Raw genomic sequence first — 20,150 nt, forward strand, 5'->3', positions numbered from 1 at the left:
CCTTCAAACGATCAAGAGTCATACGGACCGCTCGTTCGCGAACCTCTGTTGGGTGTTTCTTGGGCATATCCGAATCCTTTCACCAGAAAGAAAGCGGCAGGAAATCAGGGACGGTTCAGTCTCGTCAACGTCTTGTCTGCCCTGCCCGGCCGCCACTTCCCATTCTGAAACACGAACGAAGGGAAGTACACCATGAGCGATCATTCTCTGATCGTTGCAGGCGTGGACACGCACAAGGACACGCACTACGCGGCGGTGATCTCCGTCACTGGGGAACACCTCGGCGCCGCCCAATTCCCCGCCAGCGACGCCGGCTATCGCGCCCTTGCGGGCTTCATCACTTGCCACGGCGCGCTGCTGCGCGCCGGTGTTGAGGGCACGAACTCATACGGGGCGGGCTTGACCCGGCACTTGCATGAGCTGGACATCGAAGTCGTCGAGGTGATCCGGCCAGCACGACAGACCCGACGGATGCGCGGCAAATCAGACGAGCTCGATGCTTACGCCGCCGCGCACATCGCGTTGGCGAATAATGACACCGTTACCGCGAAGACCAGCACCGGCAACGTCGAAGCGATTCGTGTGACCAACGCAGCCCGGCGCAGCGCGATGAAGGCACGCACCGAGACGATCGTGCAACTCAAATCGCTGATCGTGACCGCCCCCGAGCGCGTCCGAGCCGAGTACCGTGACCTGCCCACGAGCCGCTTGATAGCGGGACTGGCAGGCTCTCGTGCACGGGTCGGCGATGACCAAGTTGCGGCCAGGACCCGCACCGCCCTCAAACGGCTCGCTGTTCGTTACCAGCAGCTCGATGAGGAGATCACCGGCCACGACACCGACCTCGCGCAACTCGTGAACACTGTGAACCCGGCCCTCGTTCAAGCCCGAGGGATCGCGACCGTGACCGCCGCCCAGTTGTTGATCACCGCAGGCGACAACCCGGACCGGCTCCGCTCCGAGGCAGCCTTCGCAATGCTCTGCGGCGCCTCACCCTTACCAGCGTCCTCGGGAAAAACAACACGCCACCGCCTCAACCGTGGCGGCGACCGGGCCGCGAACTCCGCGCTCCACAAGATCGCGATCGTGCGTTTGGCCACGGACCCCGAGACCCGCGACTACGCGACCCGCCGGACCGCCGAGGGCAAGACGAAGAAAGACGTCCTCCGCTGCCTTAAACGCGCCATCGCCCGAGAAGTCTTCCACCTCATCACGAATCCACAGCCAGCGGAAAACAGCAGCGATCTGCGCCCCGCACGCAAGCACCTCGGGCTCAGCCTCGTCGAGGTTGCGGACGCCCTCAACTGCGCGATCAGCAAGATCTCACTCATCGAACGCGGCACCATCCGCGACACCCGATTCCTACACCGCTACCGGGCCTGGCTCAACGAACACCAACCCCACCAAATCGCAGCTTGACAACTATAGGAGCATCATCGCGCGCACGGGCTACAAATCCGCGTGAAGCTGCCAGACCCGCTCGGCGGAATCCCGCCAGCTGAATGCCCGCGACCGGTCGCCGCCGAAGACAGTCATGCGGCTCCGCAGCACGCTGTCGCCGAGCACGCGGTTGATCGCATCGACGAGTCGGGCCGGGTACTCCTTCGGGTCCGACCGCTCCACCGCAACGCCGGCGTCTCCGGCCGCTTCTACGAGGGCCGGAGCGTCGGAGTGCACGACCGGGGTACCAAGGTGGAACGCCTCGATGATCGGCAGCGCGAAGCCTTCTTCCAGGCTCGGATAGACGAACACGCTCGCTCGGGCGATCACCACGGCCAGGTCGGAGTCGCTCAGCCCCGACAGCGCACGCACGCGTCCCGGTGCCAGCCCGGCTTCATCGGCGACCGACGCGAGGTCGAGTTCGCCCCAGGTATCCGGTCCGAGCACGATCAGCGGCAGGTCGGGCGCGCCCGGCAGCCCGAGCGCTGTGATCAGCGCTGTCACGGCCTTGCGCGGGTCGAGCGACCCGGAGGTCAGAATGTATTGCGAGGGAAGCCCCAGCGCCTGCAGGCGCTCTTCTACCAGGGGAATGGCCGGCAGCACCAGCCCGCGCCCGACGGCGCCGCCGATCACGCGCACCCGGTCGCCGAGATCCATGCTCTCGGTCAGCTGCCGCGCGACCGCGTGGCTCGGCACCACAATCGCGTCGGCGTGCTTACGGGCGCGCTTGAGCATGCCCTTGGTCCAGGCCACGGTTGCCGGGGTCAGCGACGACGGATGCGTCCACGCCAGCACGTCGTGCAGGGTCACCGCAATCTGAGTGCCGTCCTCGGCGCGATTGTGGCGCCGCAGCGGAGCGAGAAGTCCCGGCGCGTGAATCAGTCCGGTGCCCGACGACTTGGTCACGCCGAGCGCCCAAGCCGCAGCGAGCTCGCGCCGGGCCAACGTTGTTTTGTGCAGGTTGCCGAGACCGGGCAGAGCGGCCTCGATCTGTTCGTACTGTTCGGGGGTCGAGGAGGAGACGATCCCCTCAACATCACACTCGGCCGGAGCGGTAGCGATCAGCGCCCGAGTGAGTTCCTCGGTGTACCGCCCGACGCCGCCCGGAACCGGGGCGACCATCTGGTCGACGAGTACCCGCAGAGTGATCATGCTGTCTCGAAAACTCCCGCTGCGAACGCCTCAGCCTGGGCCTGCTGCCAGCTGCGCATCGGCGCCAGCCCGGCGGCCGTCCAGTTGCCGTGGCCGAGCACGGAGTAGGCGGGCCGGGGTGCGGGCAGCACAAACGCTGAGCTGTCGGTCGGCAGCACGCGCTCCGGGTCAAGTCCGGCCAGGGCGAACACGTCGCGGGCCTGGTCGAACTTCGATGCGACCCCGGCGTTCGTGCCGTGGTAGACGCCCGCGGGCGCGTCGGAGTCGAGCATCAGCACGATCTGAGCGGCGAGGTCAACCGTCCAGGTGGGCTGTCCGACCTGGTCGTTGACGACGTTCAGCGTGTCGCGCGTGCCAGCGGCCTTGAGCATGGTCTTGGCGAAGTTCGGACCGTTCTTGCCGTACAACCAGGCCGTGCGCACGATGTAGCTGCGGGCGCGGTTCTCGGCGAGCACGAAGTCTTCACCGGCGGCCTTGGTGCGACCATAGGCTGAGATCGGGCTGTGCGGCGTGTTCTCGGCGTACGGCGTGGTCGCACTGCCGTCGAAGACGTAGTCCGTCGAGATCTGCACGAGCTTCGCCCGCAAAGCGGATGCCGCCACCGCCAGATTGCGCGGCCCCACCGCGTTCACGGCGTAGGCGAGATCTTCGTTCGTTTCGGCGTCGTCGACCTTGGTGTAGGCAGCGCAGTTGATGATGACATTGTGCCCGGCGACGGCAGCGGTGACCGCGTCAAGGTCGGTCACGTCAAGGTCACTGCGGCCTAGGGCCGTCACGTCGCGGCCGGCCAGAGCCGCCTGCAGGTCGCGGCCGAGCATGCCGGTCGCTCCAGTGATCAGGTAACGGGTCATGCTAGTTCAGCGCCGCGCGGGCCTTGAGCGGTTCCCACCACTGACGGTTGTCGCGATACCACTGCACCACGTCGGCGAGGCCCTGCTCGAACGGAACCTCGGGGGCGTAGCCCAGTTCGGCCTGAATCTTCGAGATGTCGACCGAGTAGCGCAGGTCGTGGCCGAGGCGGTCGGCGACGCGGTCGACGTAGGACCAGTCCTTGCCGGTCGAGTCGAGCAGCAGCTGGGTGAGTTCCTTATTGGTGAGCTCGGTACCGCCGCCGATGTTGTAGATCTCGCCGGCGCGGCCGCCGACGAGCACCATGGCGATGGCGCGGGTGTGGTCGTCCACGTGCAGCCAGTCGCGAATGTTGTTGCCCTCGCCGTAGAGGGGAACGTGCAGGTCGTCGATCAGGTTGCTGACGAACAGCGGAATGACCTTCTCAGGAAAGTGGTACGGGCCGTAGTTGTTCGAGCAGCGAGTGATCGACACGTTGAGGCCGTGGGTGCGGTGGTAGCTGCGGGCGAGCAGGTCGCTGCCGGCCTTCGATGCGCTGTAGGGGGAGTTGGGCTCGAGCGCGCGCTCCTCGTTCCAGGAACCTTCGGCGATCGAGCCGTAGACCTCGTCGGTGGAGACGTGCACGAACCGGGCAAGCTTGTGGCGCAGGGCTGCGTCGAGCAGCTGCTGGGTGCCCAGCACGTTGGTCTCCACGAAAATCGTCGAGTCCATTACGGAACGGTCCACGTGCGATTCCGCGGCGAAGTGCACGACCGCGTCGAGCCCGGGAAACAGGGTATCGAGCAGCTTGCCGTCGCGAATGTCGCCGTGCACAAAGCTGTAGCGAGGTGAATCGGCGATCGGGGCAAGGTTTTCGAGGTTGCCCGAGTAGGTCAGTGCGTCGAGCACGACAACCTCGGCGCCTTCAAGGCCCGGGTACTTGCCTTCAATCGTGCGTCGCACAAAGTTGGAGCCGATAAAACCGGCGCCGCCGGTGACGAGGATCTTCATATAGGAGTAACCGTTCCGTTCGCTTCAATGGCCTCCGCGATTCTACCGGATCACGATTGGTAGACTCCCAACGTGCAGATTCGCGAACTCTCCATCCCCGATTCCTTTGAAATCACTCCGAAGCAGTTTGGTGACGACCGGGGAGTGTTCCTCGAGTGGTACCGCTTCGACAAGCTTGAAGAAAAGGTCGGGCACAAGCTAGACCTCGCTCAGGCCAACACGTCTGTGTCCAAGCGCGGTTCGGTGCGCGGCATTCACTTCGCGGATGTCCCGCCCAGCCAAGCCAAGTACGTCACCGCCGTTCACGGCGCGGTTCTCGACTACATCATCGACATTCGCGTCGGGTCGCCGACGTATGGCCAGTGGGACAGCGTGCTTCTCGATGACACAGATCGTCGCGCGGTCTACATCGCTGAAGGGCTCGGCCACTGCTTCGTAGCCCTGACCGACAACGCCACCGTCAGCTACCTCGTGAACAGCACCTTCAGCCCCGGCCGCGAACACGGCATCAGCCCGCTCGACGAGCAGATCGCACTGGTATTCCCGCCTGAGGCTGGCGAGCTGCTGCTCTCGCCAAAAGACACGGATGCCCCCACTCTCGCGGCCGCAGCGGCCGCCGGCCTCCTCCCCACCTGGGGAGCTGCCCGCGCCTACTATGCCACTTTGAACGACAGGAACTAACACTTATGCGCGGAATCATTCTCGCCGGCGGCTCGGGCACGCGCCTGTGGCCGATCACCAAGGGCATCTCCAAGCAGCTCATGCCCATCTACGACAAGCCGATGATCTATTACCCCTTGTCCACGCTGATGATGGCTGACATCAAAGAGATTCTCATCATCACCACGCCCGAATACAATGAACAGTTCCGTGCGTTGCTCGGCGACGGATCTGATCTCGGTATCCGCATCGAGTATGCCGTCCAGGCCTCGCCGGACGGCTTGGCTCAGGCGTTTATCATCGGTGAAGAGTTCATTGGCGATCACAGCGTCGCGCTGGTGCTGGGTGACAACATCTTCCACGGCGCTGGGCTCGGTTCGTCACTTCGCGGCAATGCGGAGATCGAGGGCGCGCGCATTTTCGCGTACCACGTCAGCAATCCCACGTCGTATGGTGTCGTCGAATTTGATGAGACCGGAACGGCAATTTCCATTGAAGAAAAGCCGGCGAAACCGAAGAGTAATTATGCGGTTCCGGGCCTCTATTTCTACGACAATTCCGTCGTTGAGATCGCCAAGACCATTGAGCCGAGTGCGCGCGGCGAGTTGGAGATCAGTACGGTCAACGAACGCTACCTGGAGCAGGGGAACTTGCACGTGCAGGTGCTCGATCGTGGCACCGCCTGGCTGGATACTGGAACGTTTGAGTCAATGATGCAGGCTTCAGAATACGTGCGGGTCATTGAAGACCGCCAGGGCTTCAAGGTCGGCTGCATCGAAGAGATTGCGTGGCGTGCAGGTTGGATATCGGATGCCCAACTCGCGGTACTCGCCGCGCCACTCCTCAAGAGCGGCTACGGACGCTACCTCGCCGGCCTGGTCGAATAGCCGCGTCAAACTGAGGGGAAGGTACATTGATTCAGCCGCGATCCTCACAAATGTCGTTGAAACGATCTGCGGGGATCGACGCCCTTCGAGTCGCCAGCATCGCGTCCGTCATCTTTGCTCACGTATACACCGGACCGCTCACACACCAGTGGGTTTACGCTTGGCACGTACCCCTCTTTTTCATCCTGACTGGCTATTTCTGGACCCCTGGCCGTGCCTGGGTGAGCGATATTCGTATGCGAGCTCGATCTCTTGTGGTCCCTTATGCGGGATGGTTCGTCGTAGTGTCTGCAGTTTTCCTGGCTATTACTGCCTTGTCTGGCCCGGCTACTCTGAATTCACTTCTGCCGGCTCTAATGGGCGGATCACACGCGCAGGGTCCGTTTGGTACCTTTTGGTTTGTATCTGTGCTCTTCTTTACGGTCGTGCTCTATCGAGCGATAGAGCGTGTACCCAACAGCCTGCAGATCGTGGTGGCAATAGGTGGTCTCGGCCTGGCCTACTTCGATGGAGAGTTCCTTGCGGGGATGCCGTTCGGAATTGGTTTGGCTGTTCCGTGCCTTGCTTTCGTTCTCGCGGGCCGCTTGCTGCAGGTTATTGAGCCACGGTTGACCAATCCGCTGGTCATCGGAATACTGCTCGTATTTGCAGCCGGAGCTGCCATTGCCTCTATTCCGCAGCAATTCGTCGACCTGAAAGTTGGATTGTTTGGCACTCCGGGAGTCGGCGTGGCGATCGCCGTGGCCGCAGGCACAGGAATGATCCTGATTGCTCGACGCTTTCCACTGGGCACACACGTCTCTGAACTGGCCATTCGTCTTGGCGTAGTTGGTATCGCCGTAGTGTTGGCTCATCCCGTCGTGATATGGGCCTTTAGGACCCACGACGTCATGCCGAAGTGGACGCTTCTCGCCGCAGTTGTCCTGCCGTGGACAGTGGCCATGCTGTTGACATTGACGCCCCTTTCAGTGCTACTCGTTGGCACGAGGAAGGGTGAGTCCAGGAGGGCCAGGAAGAGCGCAGCTTCGGAGCATTTTCGTGGACAATATACGACTAGTCCAGGTAAGTCGTCGGGAAATGCGTCCCACTGACCTCGCAATACTTGAGATCGCGGCAGCCGCTGCTGCCGTGCGCAGAACTCAGCTTGGGCGATTATCTGATGGTCCACCGAGTGTCCTTGCGCGGCAGAAGGCGCGTCCGCCGACACCAGGGTGCAGGTAGGTGAAGAACTCGTCCTTGAGCTCCCGCAGAGCGTGGTACTGATTCGTCTCCTCGAGCACCGCGGTGATCTGTGCGGAGGACTTACGAATCGTCCAGCCGTGCGTGTGCGCGTAGTGGGACATCCACTGGTCCTCGAGCATGAAATACCGAACCGGAATCGTGAAAAAGGCAAGATCTTCAACAATTGCCAGGTCGACGGCTGCGCCGCCCGTGCCTCCATAGTCGGCAATATCGCCGGGTTCCAGCTCGGAACGATTCCAGTGCGAACCGTGGTTGCGAAAGGCCCACCAGGAATTGATGGAGTGCGCCTCGTAGCCGACCAGTGAGTCTTCAACGAATGTCTCACTCAGGTCCTGGTCGTCATCCACCATGATGAAGGGACCGCGCACCCCCTGCTCCCACAATGTTCTGGCGACGACGAACCGTGCCATCCCACCGATGTTGATCGGGTTGGAGTGCAATTCGATGGAGTCGAGGGCTCCACTGAGTTGAAATTCGTGCACACGTATACGGTAATATTCCGCATCTTCTGGGGCGTTATTCCACAGGATGACACGGAGGTTGCGTTTCGTGGCCTGCCGAGCAAAACTCTCGAGCATTGTATCGATGCGCTGGGAGCGGTTCCACAGACACATAACGATGGGCAATGCGGTCGACGCGATAGTGCCATTTGTTGTTGTTAGCGGGAGTCCTCGCTTGAGCAGGCGATTGACCTCGCGCAGACGCATTGCGTTGTGCCGCAGGTCGCTGAGGCGAACCGATTCTGCGCGAATACGCGTCAGGACTCTTCGCGGCACGGCGGCTGCGGTGCTGATTTGGCCTTTGTTTTCTGCGATTCCGTCTACCAAACGCACGATTCGGCGCGCTCTGAATCGATTTATGAGCTCCTCAAGAACCGCCTGAGTGTCTTCCTGGATAAGTATCCGGCTGTCGCGATCAAGCAGCGCCTGCTCGAGTTCAGAGCGGAGCTTCGCGTCCTCGGATGCCGTGGACTGCAGATCCTCGATCTTCTGAGTAGCGGCACGCAACTGCTCCTCGCCCAACGCGATGGACGCGCCAAGGCGTCTGTTCCAATTCTCGAACTCAGGTTCAAACATGACATCTGTTGAGGAAAAGACTTCGAGGGCGGATAGCCGGTCATCGACCTCGTAGGTGCCGTCCGCCAACCCGACTTCGACTTGGTCCGGGGTCGGATGGCGCAGAAGGTAGAACGGGAGTAGCACATCTTCTTTGAGTCGACGGTAATCCCTCATTCCGTGGTGATTGGGGCTAGGGTTCAGCTTCGGATTTGCTTCGTAAGCGCGTCCCGCATTGTCCACTTTGCGGCGGTATTGCTCCCATGATCGCCAAGGAAGATGGAGCACCTCGATAGCCCATTCGGGGTCAGGATCGCCTCTACTAGCCAGATTTACGAAATGGTTGCCTTGAGCAACTTCAATCTCTGCGTATCCGACATGCACGGCATTTGGCGTGGAATGTGCCAGGAGCCCGGTCCTCATGATTTCCCGCGCAGATCGATGATCCCTCAAATGCAGGCGCCCGAACTGTGACCCCGAGGCCGCCGCCAGGCCTGTCATATCCGTGACAGGAGCCAAGAACGATTGAATCGACTTGGGTATGTGCGAGAGCGCTTCGTGAAGGGTGATGGCGTCATTCACGGGCACCCAGAACTCATCAGCGTCGGCATTGATTACCCAGTCTGCCTGGTGGTCTGCGTATGCCTCACGAGCCATGCTCGTCACCGTCGAATGCTGCTGTTTCATGTGAACGGGATCGTCGTGCAGCACTAGGTGGCCCGCGCTTCGGTGTGCTTCAAGGATTTCCCGCGTGCCGTCGACGGAACCATTATCGGTCGCGATTATCAGTTCAACACCTTGTGCCAAGTGATGCTGGATCATCGCCTCGATGATGTCCGCCTCATCACGTACCATCACGGTCAGAACGAGCTTCATGTCCGTTCCCTTCTACTCACTCGATTGACAACCAGCGCGCGAATGTCTAGACCGAGGGAAAGAATTGTTCGTACTGGCCATAAGACAACGCCTGGGTAGCGCTTTGCAAGAAAACGTTTGGCGCTTTTGTGGTGGGCGGTAAGCATGGTGGTCGCCTCTGTGGCCGTAGAGTGCGCGCCTGAGTGTGTGACCAAAGCCGCTGGCTGGTAGACATTATTAAGACCAAGCTTGCTGAGTCGATACCCGAGATCGACGTCTTCGAAGTACATGAAGAAGTCTTCGTCAAACCCGCCTATTGCGGTGAAGGCCGAACGCCTCACTAGGAGGCAAGCGCCGGATAGCCAGCCGACGTTCGCTCGAGGTGACGTCATTTGAGCGTCATTCTTATATGCGGCGCTCCACGGGTTCGACTTCCAGATGTCGGCCAGGAGGGCGTGTCCGATTCCATTTCGCAGTGAAGGGATAGATCGCGCGGAGGGATACACCTCGCCAAGCGCGGTCAGGATCCCTGGGCCGACTGCACCGATAAGCGGATCAGAATCTCCCGCAACTACCAACAAGTCGAGTGCGTTCTTGCTAAAGGTGACGTCGGGATTGCAAATCAGAATCCACTCGACAGATGCCGGCAAAGTTCGTGCGGCCGCATTGATAGCGCCGCCGTATCCGGCGTTCGACGGCATAGCGAGGTATTTCGCTCCAAATAGATGGACGACCTCTTCCACCGGTGAGTCAACGAATGCTTTGTTATCGGCGAGAACGGTGATGATGTCTTGGTTCGACGCTTCCCTCAGCGTTTCGAAGAATGGCGTGAGCACGCCTTCAGAGCCGTAACTCACGGTGATTACGGCAACTCTGGGCTGGGTGGAGCCGGGGGGCATCGAATTTGTATCGGTCATAACTGTTGTGGCTACACGCCCGCTATGGCTTCAAAGGTCATGTCCGTGCGTAATGGCCCCCAGGTGCCGCCGTGGTTATTCACGCTGAACGACGCCGCATCAGTGACGCGCGCGATTTCTTGCCCCTGCGTTCCCATGAGGGCGACGGTGACGCCGTATTCACCCGAACCGAATGGTGCATGTGGCAGGGTAAATCGAGCTACGCAGGTTCCAAGGAGTTCGCCCAGCCCTACGTCGAGGCTCGTGGAGGTTGCTCCCGTTACCAGCTGGCCGAGAGGATTGTTGATGTGTAGCCCAACACTCCAGGACGCGAGGCGTTTCGGTGCCTCAATCTCTACCTCAACGACGATGTCATCGCCTGTGTCGAAAGCGGGTCGCTGCTCGCCCGCGCTATTCGTTACCCTTACGCCCTTGATACGTCCAAGCTCTACATTCGCCATGGCCGCTTTCAGCCGGTCGTCCTTCAAGGAGTCCAGTTCAATGGAGGTGGCGAAGCCCGAACGCAATACGGAAACAGCGTCGAACGGATCGCCGTCAAAGACGACGCTCCCCTTCGCCAGCACGATCGCACGACTGCACATGCTGGTGATCTGGCTGAGCGTATGACTTACCAAAACGATGGTTCGTCCCTCGATTTGAAAGGCGCGGATTTTATCGAGGCACTTCTTCTGAAAAGCCTCATCGCCCACCGCCAACACTTCATCGACGAGAAGTAAGTCGGGGTCGACGTGAACGGCAACGGCAAAGGCAAGTCGAACGTACATTCCGCTCGAGTAAAACTTCACTTGAGTATCGATGAATTCACCGATGCCAGAGAACTCCAGGATTTCTTCGAAATGCGTTTCTGTTTGCCGACGTGAAAGACCCATAATCGAGGCATTCAGATATACGTTCTCCCGACCGGTCAGGTCAGGGTGGAAACCGGCGCCCAGCTCCAAGAGTGCAGCCATCTGGCCTCGTCTCTGGACACTCCCCGTGGTCGGTTGTATTATCCCGCCGATAGCTTTGAGAAGCGTGCTCTTGCCCGACCCATTCGGTCCGATCAAACCGATCGTAGTACCGGCCTCAATTTCCAGATTTACGTGCTTGAGGGCAAAGAAGTCTTCTTTGAACTTGGCGCCTCGTCCTACATTGAGGATGCGTTCCTTAATGCTGTTATCTTTCCTGATAACGAAACGCTTCGAGACGTCGTTTACTCTGACGATCGGCACAACGGCCGCGGTGGTCATGGTCATTAAAGCTCCTGCGCGAAGTTGCCCTGAAGCTTGCTGAAAGCACGCTGAGCGAAAAGTAGGAAGATCAGCCCGATGACGCCTGCGATTAGCATGCGTCCAGCGAGGAAGCCGGGTGTATCGCCTCCGCTGGCCTCGGTCCAGAACGCCTCTTGGAAGCCGAGCACCGCCAGGGTCACCGGATTGTTCATGTAAATCTCGAGTGCCCATGCGGGGATAGCGGCCTTGACGAAGATCCACGAATAGACGATGGGTGAAGCCCACATGAGCAGCAAAATAATCACGTCTACGAGATAGGCGACGTCGCGCAGATACACGTTGTACGCGGAAAGGAGGATTGCCAGCGCACCGGCGTAGACAAGAACGAGCACGAGTGCAGCTGCGCCGAAGAGCAAGTTCGGGCCGAACTGGAGCGTTCCTGCGAAAACAGAAACGACGAGCAAAATTCCCAGCTGAATCATGAAGTTGAAGAGTGAGGAACCGATCGTCGCCAGCGGGAAGATTTCGCGCGGGAGATACACCTTCTTCACGAGTCCCGCATTGGCGATGATAGCGCCGGTTCCGGTCGAAACTATCTCACTGAACAAGGTGTAAATCGTAAGGCCGGCAAAGATGTAGATAGCAAAATTATCGATGGAGCGGGCTGCACCTAGAAATTTCCCGACGACTACGTAGTAGATCAGGAGCTGTGTCAGCGGCCGGGCAAGACTCCACATGAAACCCAGGGCGCTGTCTTTGTACCGGGCTTTGAGTTCGCGGCGAGTAAGCATGCCGAGCAATTCGCGGTGTGACCAAATGTCCCGAACAGACGCAATGGTCCCGTGAACGAGAGTGCTCCGCGTTCCAACGTCCAGCCAAGCCATCTGCTCGAGCCGGGCTTTGCGCTCGGGTGAAGACGTTTGAGGGCCGGTCATGTAGTTCTCCAGTAATGATGGGGGCTCGGCAAAGGACGACTTGCTGCCGTGAGAGACAATACAGCACTGATCTCATCGCTGACCGGGATCGCGCGTCGCGGCAGGGACTTTGGGGGCTCAGGGGCCTCAGCTATGGTTGAACTCAGAATCCGCTGAGATCGACATCCGGTGGAACTTAGACCCGTTTGTGCACCGAATGGCACTGGCATGGAGACTTGACTGTATGAGCGCTTGGAAATCAAAAATCGCGGGTGGTGTGCGTAAGGCACTTCCCCTCAACTCTGGTCCGCGCCTCTTTGCTGCGGCGACGTATTACAGCATCAAGGATGCTGGAACCTTCTCTCGAAATGCTCGAGCCAACTTTGTGCGCGCTGCGAGTGCCTCCCGAACATCCGAACTCGATTACCGGGCTTGGCGAAAGCTGAACGCGGTGCACGGTGCCGGAGCCGAAGGAAGTGCCACCAAGACTTCGTTCGCTGTCATCGTCGAGGTAGCGGCTGCAGGGGCGGTGGGGGATGTCAAACGCACCCGAGACAGCATCGCTGCCCAGATTGGTGCGTCCGGTCGTATTGCGGCTCTGCGATCCGGATCGGCGCTCAGCGAGATCCTTTGCGCCGTAGACGAGGACTTTGTCCTTTTTCTCCGCGCCGGGTCTGAGCTCTCTCCGCACGCCCTCGCCGAGGTGGCGAAGAAGCATCGCATTGACCCCGCCTTGGAGCTGGTTGTCTTCGACTCCGATGTGCGCGGGCACCTCGGTCCGGTTGATCCGCATTTCCGGCCCCAATGGTCCCCGGACGTACTCCTCGGGGCAAACTACATTGACCGCTCCTTTGCCATCAAGGCGTCAGCGCTTCCCGCCGCTGCGGGCGTGTTACTGAATGATCGGGGCATCTGGGAGTTGCTGCTCTCGTCGCAGACAACGGAACGCACGGCGGGCAACCTATCGCACGTGCTCCTGACGGAACCGCAGGCCCCGCAACGCCGTGCCGCGACATCGGATGCGGAGATGGTCCAGCGGGTTCTCAACCACCAGGGTGAAAGAGCGACGGCGACGGCTGTCGGCGGCGTCGTGCGCGTGCTCTTTGAACCGACGAGGTGGCCGACCGTATCGATTGTGATTCCCACACGCCACTCGCGCTCTAATTTGGGAAGGCTCCTACCGAGTCTTGCTCGCACGGACTACCCGGGCTTCGATGTGCGCATCGTGGACAATGGCGGTGAAAGCGAAGACAACGCGGCCTGGTATCGCGAACAGTCCGCGGATCTTAATCTCGCCGTGCAGTGGTGGACTGAGGCGCCCTTCAACTACTCGCGGGTCAACAACGCTGCCGTTCGGGAAACAAACGGCGAGATCGTTGTCATGCTCAACGACGACACGGAGATCGTTGAAGCCGTGTGGTTGAAAGAGATGGTCGGGCTCCTGCTGCGCGACGGTGTAGGCACGGTCGGCGTCCAGCACCGCCAAGCTGATGGTCTAATTCAGCACGGCGGCGTCATGATCGGCCCGGGTGGCTTCGCAGACAATATTTTTGCGAGCATGAAACCAGACTCCGACACGCTAATCGGCCGCACGTCCTGGTACCGCGATGCGCTGGCCGTGACCGGTGCCTGTGTTGCGATTCGTCGAACCGACTTCGAAGACGTCGGGGGACTGGATGAGGCCTTCATCCTCTGCGGAAGCGATGTCGTACTGGGTCTCGACCAGATCATTCGTGGACGACGAAATGTTGTCGTTCCCTTTGACACCGTCCGCCACTTCGAGTCGCTCACGAGGGGAACCTCGGTGCCCGCCGAGGACTTCTACGCCAGCTACTGGCGGTACCACCCGTGGCTGCAGGGGGGAGACCCATATATGTCGCCGAACGTGTCTCGGCTGAGTCCCGTGCCTCGGTTTAAGGACCCCAGGGACGAGGATCCCATCAAGTTGGCCTTAGAAGTTCTCGGTCGTTCGTTCATCAAGCACGCGCAGAGCTCATCGATCTCCGAGGAAGCGTCGGCCCTGCTGGGCACGGCTTCGATTTCGGCGGAGGAGGTCGCGGCCGTTCACCAACTTCACAAAGACTTCTCCGGTGAACTCGACATCAAGACGATCAACTGGTTCATTCCTGACATCGACATGCCGTTCTTCGGTGGTTTGAACACTGCATTTCGGCTCGCGGCCAAGCTCGCTCGAGATCATGGAATTCAGAATCGGTTCGTCGTACTGGCCGCACCTAATCGAGCCTTCGTGGCCTCTGCCCTGACAGCGGCATTCCCGGACCTCACAGACTCGGAGATCTCGTTTTATGACGGTTCCGACGAACAGATCGCTGCGATACCCGGAGCGGACGCAGCAGTGGCGACCCTCTGGCTCACCGCCATCCACGTGGCCAAATCCCCTGACGTTAAGCGCAAGTTCTACCTCATGCAGGACTATGAGCCCGCTTTCTACCCGGCGAGCACTCTGTTCGCGATGGCAGAGGAAAGCTACCGGCTCGGTCTGTATGGAATCTGCAACACCGTCAGCATGCACAGTATCTACACGGGCATGTACGGCGGACAAGCGACCTACTTCACGCCAGCAGTCGATCAGTCCATTTATCACGCTGAAGGGCGTCGCGAGAAGTCCGCAAATGAACCTGTCACGATTTTTGCCTATGCACGCGATCACTTTCGGAACTGCTGGGAGCTCGTTTACAGCGCACTGACCGAAATCAAGCGAATCCACGGTGACGACGTTCGAATCGTTGCAGCTGGAGCACGCTACCTTCCTGCGAGCGCGGATTTCATCGATTTGGGGTTGCTCGACTATCGCGCGACCGGCCGGCTCTATCGTGAAACAGATATTGGTTTGACCATGCAAATTTCCCGCCACCCTTCGTATCTCCCGTTGGAGCTGATGAGCAGTGGTGTCCCGATGGTGGCCCCTGACAGCGCTTGGTTCGACTGGCTCTTCACGAATGGAGAGAACTCCCTTTTGACGATGAGGACCTTGGACGACCTGGTGGAGAAACTCGACACCCTTGTTCGAGACAGACAACTACGTACGGAACTCTCAGCCCGTGCATTGTCGACGATCCAGTCCGGTCACTCGGACTGGAATGCGGCGCTGGATGATATCCACGGCTACATGGCGAACCCCGGCTCGTAGGGAGTTCTCCTGTCGGAAGGGGAACTTGATTTCTTGCCCTCCCTTTTCGGGGACAACTTGGGTTACTGTAAATACACTGTGTGCCGTTAACGTTGCCTCTTGTTGTGTGAACTTGAACTGATCGTTGCGAGTCCGCAATTTCCATGAACGGCAAGTTAGGCACACATGCGGAAAAATATCATACGTCGGACTATCGCGGCAGGACTAAGCCTCGTGGTACTCACGTCTCTATTGCAACTTTCGGAGTTGTCACCGGCCTCGGCCCTGACCGGCGCGGACTTTCAGGCCGGCAACATCATCTCAGACCAGAACTTCTACGATGCGAGCGCGATGTCGCAGGATCAAATTCAATCGTTTCTCGATGCACGGGTCGGTGTATGTCAAAACACGCTCTGTCTGAACGTCCTCCGCGTGGATACCCCCACCAAAACCCTCAGTTTTGGTACCTGCGACACGTATGCCGGCGAAGCAAATGAGTCTGCAGCTCGTGTCATTTTCAAGGTGCAGCGTGCGTGCGCGATCAGTGCCAAGGTAATTCTGGCCACGTTGCAGAAGGAACAGACTCTGGTCACCCGCACGGCGCCCTCGGAAGCGATACTGCGCAAAGCGATGGGGTACGAGTGTCCTGATAGCGCCAGCTGCAACCCCGCCTATTTCGGGTTCTTTCTTCAAGTTTTTGGTGCGGCGCGGCAGCTCGCGTGGTACGGAAATTCCGATGGATCATTTACCTCCATTAAGATTGGCCAGCAAAACGCTGTTAGGTTTCATCCGAACACGGCCTGCGGATCGTCGAACGTTCTTATCCAGAACCGGGCCACCGCAGCCCTGTATTATTACACGCCGTACCAGCCAAATTCGAGTGCCTTGGAGAACCTCGGCGGGGTTGGAGACGGGTGCTCGGCGTACGGCAATCGCAATTTCTGGGTCCATTACACTAATTGGTTCGGGCCGACGACCGGACCGCCGCTTGATCCCATAGGCAACCTTGAAGTGGCCGCAGCCTCTGTCAACTCCGCAACGTTTAGAGGTTGGACATTCGACCCGGAAATTGCTGGGCCGATTTCCGTGCACCTCTATTTGAACGGCCAGTGGGGTGGTGCCTTCGAGGCAGCAGTACCTCGGCCGGACATTGCAAAGGCCTACCCGAGTTACGGACCAAACCACGGGTTCGCGTTCTCGGTCCCTCTGGCAGTCGGAGCAGGAGCAGTCCAGGCGTGTCTCTATGCCATCAATGTGGGCATTGGCAGTAACCAATTGCTGGCGTGCAAGACCGTCACGACACCGACTGGCCCGCCATTCGGAACCGTGGACTCAGCGACGCTGACAGACGGAATCGCGACCGTTTCCGGTTGGGTAATCGATCCCGATTCTCCCGCATCAACGACTGTCCAGGTGTACGTGAATGGCACTCGGGGAGAGATTTTTGCGGCCGATGCTGAACGTGCGGACGTCGCGCGCGCTTACCCGGGCTACGGCTCGAAACACGGTTTCAGCGCTGTCATCAATGTGGGAGTCGGCACAAATACGATATGTATCGATGGCGTCAATATAGCTGGCGGCGTCGATCGGCAGGTTAGTTGTGCCACTGTGTCCTCCGGCTCGGGCCCGCCGATTGGAAATATAGAGTCCGCAAAGGCAGCTGCCGGACAAGCCATTGTGAGCGGGTGGGGTCTTGATCCTGACACGACCGATCCAATCGTTGTCCACGCCTATGTCAATGGAAAGTGGGGTGGGTCGTTCACCGCGAGCGGGGTACGAGCCGATGTCGGCCGCGCATACCCCGGCTATGGCGACTCCCGCGGATTCAGCATGAGCGTTCCCGTTCCCGGCGGATCGAGCGAAGTTTGCTTGTTCGGGATCAACGTGGGGCGCGGATTCAACTCCTCGCTCGGCTGCGCAAAGGTAATTAGGCCAACAGGAACGCCGTTCGGCAACTTCGAATCGGCGGTCACATCTTCGACAGGGATGACGACAATATCGGGATGGACGATTGATCCAGATACGACGTCGCCCGTTAATGTGCATGTCTACTTCAATGGTCGCTGGGGAGGAAGCTTCGCCGCCAATACACCCCGAAATGATGTCGACCGTGCCTATCCGGCATTCGGTGCCGAACACGGTTTTTCGATTCCAGTGACCCTTGAATCGGGCAGCACCCAAGTATGCGTCTTCGCTATCAGCACCGGCGCCGGTGCAAACCAGGATATGGGGTGCAAAACCGTGCTGAAGTAGGCCTGGCTATGCCCATGTGAAGGCTCTCTTCGCGGCAATTGCTAGACTCGCCGAGCACTATCCGACCACTGAAAGGGCATCTATGCCGAAGCTGCGACCGGGCGTCGTGTCAGTTATCCTCGTGAATTTCAAGGGCGTTGACGACACAATCGAAGCGATCAATCACCTGAACGGTGTCGACTGGCCCGACTCCCAGCTTGAAATTATCGTCGTGGAGAACGCATCTGGTGATAACAGCGAATCGCTGCTGCGCGCTGCGCACCCAATGGTGCGAATCGTCGTCTCTCCGACAAACGTGGGATTCGCCGGGGGCTGCAATCTCGGCGTCGCCCGCAGTACGGGTGAGTTCCTCGCCTTCCTCAACAACGACGCGAAGCCTGACCGTGCGTGGATTCGTGCTGCCATGACACAGTTCGCTCAGTCGCCCGCGATCGGGGCGGTTGCAAGCAAGGTCGTAGATTGGGACGGTAATAACGTTGACTTCGTCGGCGCCGCCTTGACCTGGTTTGGAATGGGCTACAAACCCTTAACCGCGGAGCCTCTGCCGGCACGGGAGGTCCCCGCACACGATGTGCTTTTCGGCACGGGATCCGCCATGTTCGTTCGTCGCTCAGTTTTCGAAGAACTCGAGGGATTCGATGAGCGGTTCTTCATGTTCTTTGAAGACGTCGACCTGGGCTGGCGGCTAAACCTTCGGGGCTGGCGATATGTCTATGAACCGAAGTCCATTGCATTCCACAAACACCACGCATCGATGTCCAGCTTCGGATCCTTCAAAGAAACGTACTTGTTGGAACGAAATGCACTGTTTGCCCTTTATAAGAATCTCGGCGCGGAGTCCCTCGCGGAGGCGCTTCCAGCAGCTATGGCGCTGTCGGTGCGCCGTGGGGTAGCGAAGGGGCACCTCGATTCCACAGCTCTAGACATTCGAAAGAAGAGCCAGGACGGTGCGTCAGAGATGTCGGTGTCAAAGGAGTCGGCCGCGTCGCTGTTCGCGATTGATCAATTTGTGGAGGCGCTGCCAGGACTCAAAAAGTCCAGGGACCTCGTTCAGAACAGCCGGCTTGTTTCGGACAGTCGCCTTTGGCGACTCTTCGGGCTCACCGACGCCCCCTCATTTCAAAACGATTACTACCTTGCGGGATACGAGAGTATCGTGACGGCATTCGATGTGACGGAGGCGCCGTCGTCGACGCGGGTCCTTCTCATTACTGGTGACCCCATCGGCGCGAAGATGGCCGGCCCCGCTATTCGTGCATGGAATATTGCCTTGGCGCTGTCCAAAACGAGCACGGTCACTCTGGTGACGTTGTCTGGCGCGGAGCTCTTGAGTGCACCATTCGATATTGTTCATGTTGCGGCTGGAGACAATCGGACCTTTGCCAAGCTTGAAAACTGGGCCGACGTCATTATCTTCCAAGGCCACGCCATGGCCGTTTTTGATGCTCTTCGTCGCACGAAGAAAATTGTCATCGCCGACATTTACGACCCGATGCACCTGGAACAGCTGGAACAGGGGCGGGGGCTTGCTCAACCGTTGTGGGACAAACAAGTTGCCGATGCAACGGACGTTTTGAACGAGCAATTGCTTCGTGGGGACTTCTTTCTCTGTGCATCCGAGCGTCAGCGCCATTTTTATTTAGGCCAACTCGCCGCGTTGGGTCGCGTCAACCCGGCGAATTACGCTTCGGACCCCGATTTGAACGGGCTCATCAGCGTCGTACCGTTCGGGCTGGACGAAACTCCACCGAAGCACGTCCGGCAGGTTCTCAAATCCGTCGTTGCGGGGATCGAGGCTGAGGACAAAGTGCTGCTGTGGAGCGGCGGGCTCTACAACTGGTTTGACCCTAAAACTCTCATTCGGGCTGTGACGCGCCTGGCCGTGAAACGTCCGAACGTGCGGCTTTTTTTCCAAGGCACGAAGCATCCGCATCCGGGCGTGCCGGAAATGGCGATAGTCGCGGAATCTCGTCAGCTTTCTTCAGAGTTGGGCGTGCTCGACAAAAATGTGTTCTTCAACGCGTCCTGGGTCGATTATGCGGATCGGCAGAATTTTCTCACTGAATCTGATGCCGGTGTAAGCACGCACTTCTCGCACGTTGAAACGACTTTTTCTTTTAGAACGCGAGTGCTTGACTATCTCTGGGCCGAATTGCCGATGGTACTCACAAAAGGTGACTATTTTGCCGAGCTCGTTGAGACCGAGAAACTAGGAATCGTCGTCGATGCCGGGGACGAGGCGCAGCTGGCGGATGCGCTGGAACGCGTACTGTTCGATGAGGTGTTCATTGCCGAGGTCAAGGCAAACATTCATCGAGTTCGCGAGGATTTCTTCTGGCGGAATACCCTTGAGCCACTCGTCTCCTTTGTGGAAAACGCACATCATGCGCCTGACCGGCTGGCCGGCGGGCAAGCTGGCACTACCGGTGAGAGCCTGATCAGCCGCCCGCGTCGACGCGTCAAGAAGCACGGCTTTCGACACGATCTGGGTTTGGTTGTCTTCTATCTGCGAAATGGCGGGTTACCGGTCGCGATGCGCAAGGTGCGTAACCGCTTAGGACGAAAGCGCTAACAGCGATTGCTCCGCCACAAGTA

13 protein-coding genes and 1 pseudogene are annotated in these 20,150 nt (G+C 59.3%); 6 read left to right on the forward strand and 8 right to left on the reverse strand.

Features of this window, described 5'->3' with window-relative positions:
- Positions 1-192: 192 nt before the first annotated feature.
- Positions 193-1,215: pseudogene (locus E3T46_RS03385) on the forward strand (IS110 family transposase); the annotation flags it as partial.
- A gap of 234 nt (positions 1,216-1,449) precedes the next feature.
- Here E3T46_RS03385 and E3T46_RS03390 read toward each other — a convergent pair.
- The 3 genes from E3T46_RS03390 to rfbB are packed head-to-tail and all read right to left on the reverse strand — an operon-like array spanning position 1,450 to position 4,431.
- Positions 1,450-2,592, reverse strand: coding sequence for a glycosyltransferase family 1 protein (locus tag E3T46_RS03390; RefSeq protein WP_134577465.1), 1,143 nt, complete (start codon positions 2,590-2,592; stop codon positions 1,450-1,452).
- Positions 2,589-3,443, reverse strand: coding sequence for a dTDP-4-dehydrorhamnose reductase (rfbD, locus tag E3T46_RS03395; protein ID WP_134577466.1), 855 nt, complete (start codon positions 3,441-3,443; stop codon positions 2,589-2,591). The genes E3T46_RS03390 and rfbD overlap by 4 nt, the downstream gene beginning before the upstream one ends.
- A 1-nt stretch (position 3,444) precedes the next feature.
- Positions 3,445-4,431, reverse strand: coding sequence for a dTDP-glucose 4,6-dehydratase (gene rfbB / locus E3T46_RS03400; RefSeq protein WP_134577467.1), 987 nt, complete (start codon positions 4,429-4,431; stop codon positions 3,445-3,447).
- A gap of 72 nt (positions 4,432-4,503) precedes the next feature.
- Here rfbB and rfbC point away from each other — a divergent pair, with 72 nt between their 5' ends.
- Both rfbC and rfbA read left to right on the forward strand, forming a co-directional pair.
- Complete coding sequence (gene rfbC, locus E3T46_RS03405; RefSeq protein WP_134577468.1) at positions 4,504-5,112, forward strand: dTDP-4-dehydrorhamnose 3,5-epimerase; 609 nt, start codon at positions 4,504-4,506, stop codon at positions 5,110-5,112.
- Positions 5,113-5,117: 5 nt separating this feature from the next.
- The gene (gene rfbA / locus E3T46_RS03410) at positions 5,118-5,978 is read left to right on the forward strand and encodes a glucose-1-phosphate thymidylyltransferase RfbA (protein WP_134577469.1); all 861 of its coding nucleotides are present in this window, start codon (positions 5,118-5,120) and stop codon (positions 5,976-5,978) included.
- Positions 5,979-6,343: 365 nt separating this feature from the next.
- Here the strand turns inward: rfbA and E3T46_RS03415 are convergent, their stop codons facing one another.
- The 5 genes from E3T46_RS03415 to E3T46_RS03435 form a co-directional block, all read right to left on the reverse strand.
- Positions 6,344-6,832, reverse strand: a complete 489-nt coding sequence (locus E3T46_RS03415; RefSeq protein ID WP_134577470.1) for a hypothetical protein — start codon at positions 6,830-6,832, stop codon at positions 6,344-6,346.
- A gap of 285 nt (positions 6,833-7,117) precedes the next feature.
- Positions 7,118-9,151, reverse strand: a complete 2,034-nt coding sequence (locus E3T46_RS03420) for a glycosyltransferase family 2 protein (RefSeq protein WP_134577471.1) — start codon at positions 9,149-9,151, stop codon at positions 7,118-7,120.
- Entirely contained in the window at positions 9,148-10,047 is a 900-nt protein-coding gene (locus E3T46_RS03425) for a glycosyltransferase family 2 protein (RefSeq protein ID WP_134577472.1), read from the reverse strand. The genes E3T46_RS03420 and E3T46_RS03425 overlap by 4 nt, the downstream gene beginning before the upstream one ends.
- 11 nt (positions 10,048-10,058) lie before the next feature.
- On the reverse strand, positions 10,059-11,282 hold the full coding sequence (locus tag E3T46_RS03430; RefSeq protein ID WP_134577473.1) for an ABC transporter ATP-binding protein: 1,224 nt from the start codon (positions 11,280-11,282) through the stop codon (positions 10,059-10,061).
- Positions 11,282-12,193, reverse strand: a complete 912-nt coding sequence (locus E3T46_RS03435; protein ID WP_134577474.1) for an ABC transporter permease — start codon at positions 12,191-12,193, stop codon at positions 11,282-11,284. The genes E3T46_RS03430 and E3T46_RS03435 overlap by 1 nt, the downstream gene beginning before the upstream one ends.
- Before the next feature lie 223 nt (positions 12,194-12,416).
- On the opposite strand from E3T46_RS03435, the gene E3T46_RS03440 reads away from it, so the two are divergent.
- The 3 genes from E3T46_RS03440 (at position 12,417) to E3T46_RS03450 (ending at position 20,127) form a co-directional block, all read left to right on the forward strand.
- Complete coding sequence (locus tag E3T46_RS03440; RefSeq protein ID WP_166790159.1) at positions 12,417-15,323, forward strand: glycosyltransferase; 2,907 nt, start codon at positions 12,417-12,419, stop codon at positions 15,321-15,323.
- Positions 15,324-15,488: 165 nt separating this feature from the next.
- The gene (locus E3T46_RS03445; protein WP_134577476.1) at positions 15,489-17,555 is read left to right on the forward strand and encodes a hypothetical protein; all 2,067 of its coding nucleotides are present in this window, start codon (positions 15,489-15,491) and stop codon (positions 17,553-17,555) included.
- Between the two features lie 82 nt (positions 17,556-17,637).
- Positions 17,638-20,127, forward strand: a complete 2,490-nt coding sequence (locus E3T46_RS03450) for a glycosyltransferase (protein WP_134577477.1) — start codon at positions 17,638-17,640, stop codon at positions 20,125-20,127.
- Positions 20,128-20,150 lie beyond the last annotated feature (23 nt).

The organism is Cryobacterium sp. Hh11 (assembly GCF_004404045.1).
GTDB lineage: Bacteria > Actinomycetota > Actinomycetes > Actinomycetales > Microbacteriaceae > Cryobacterium > Cryobacterium levicorallinum.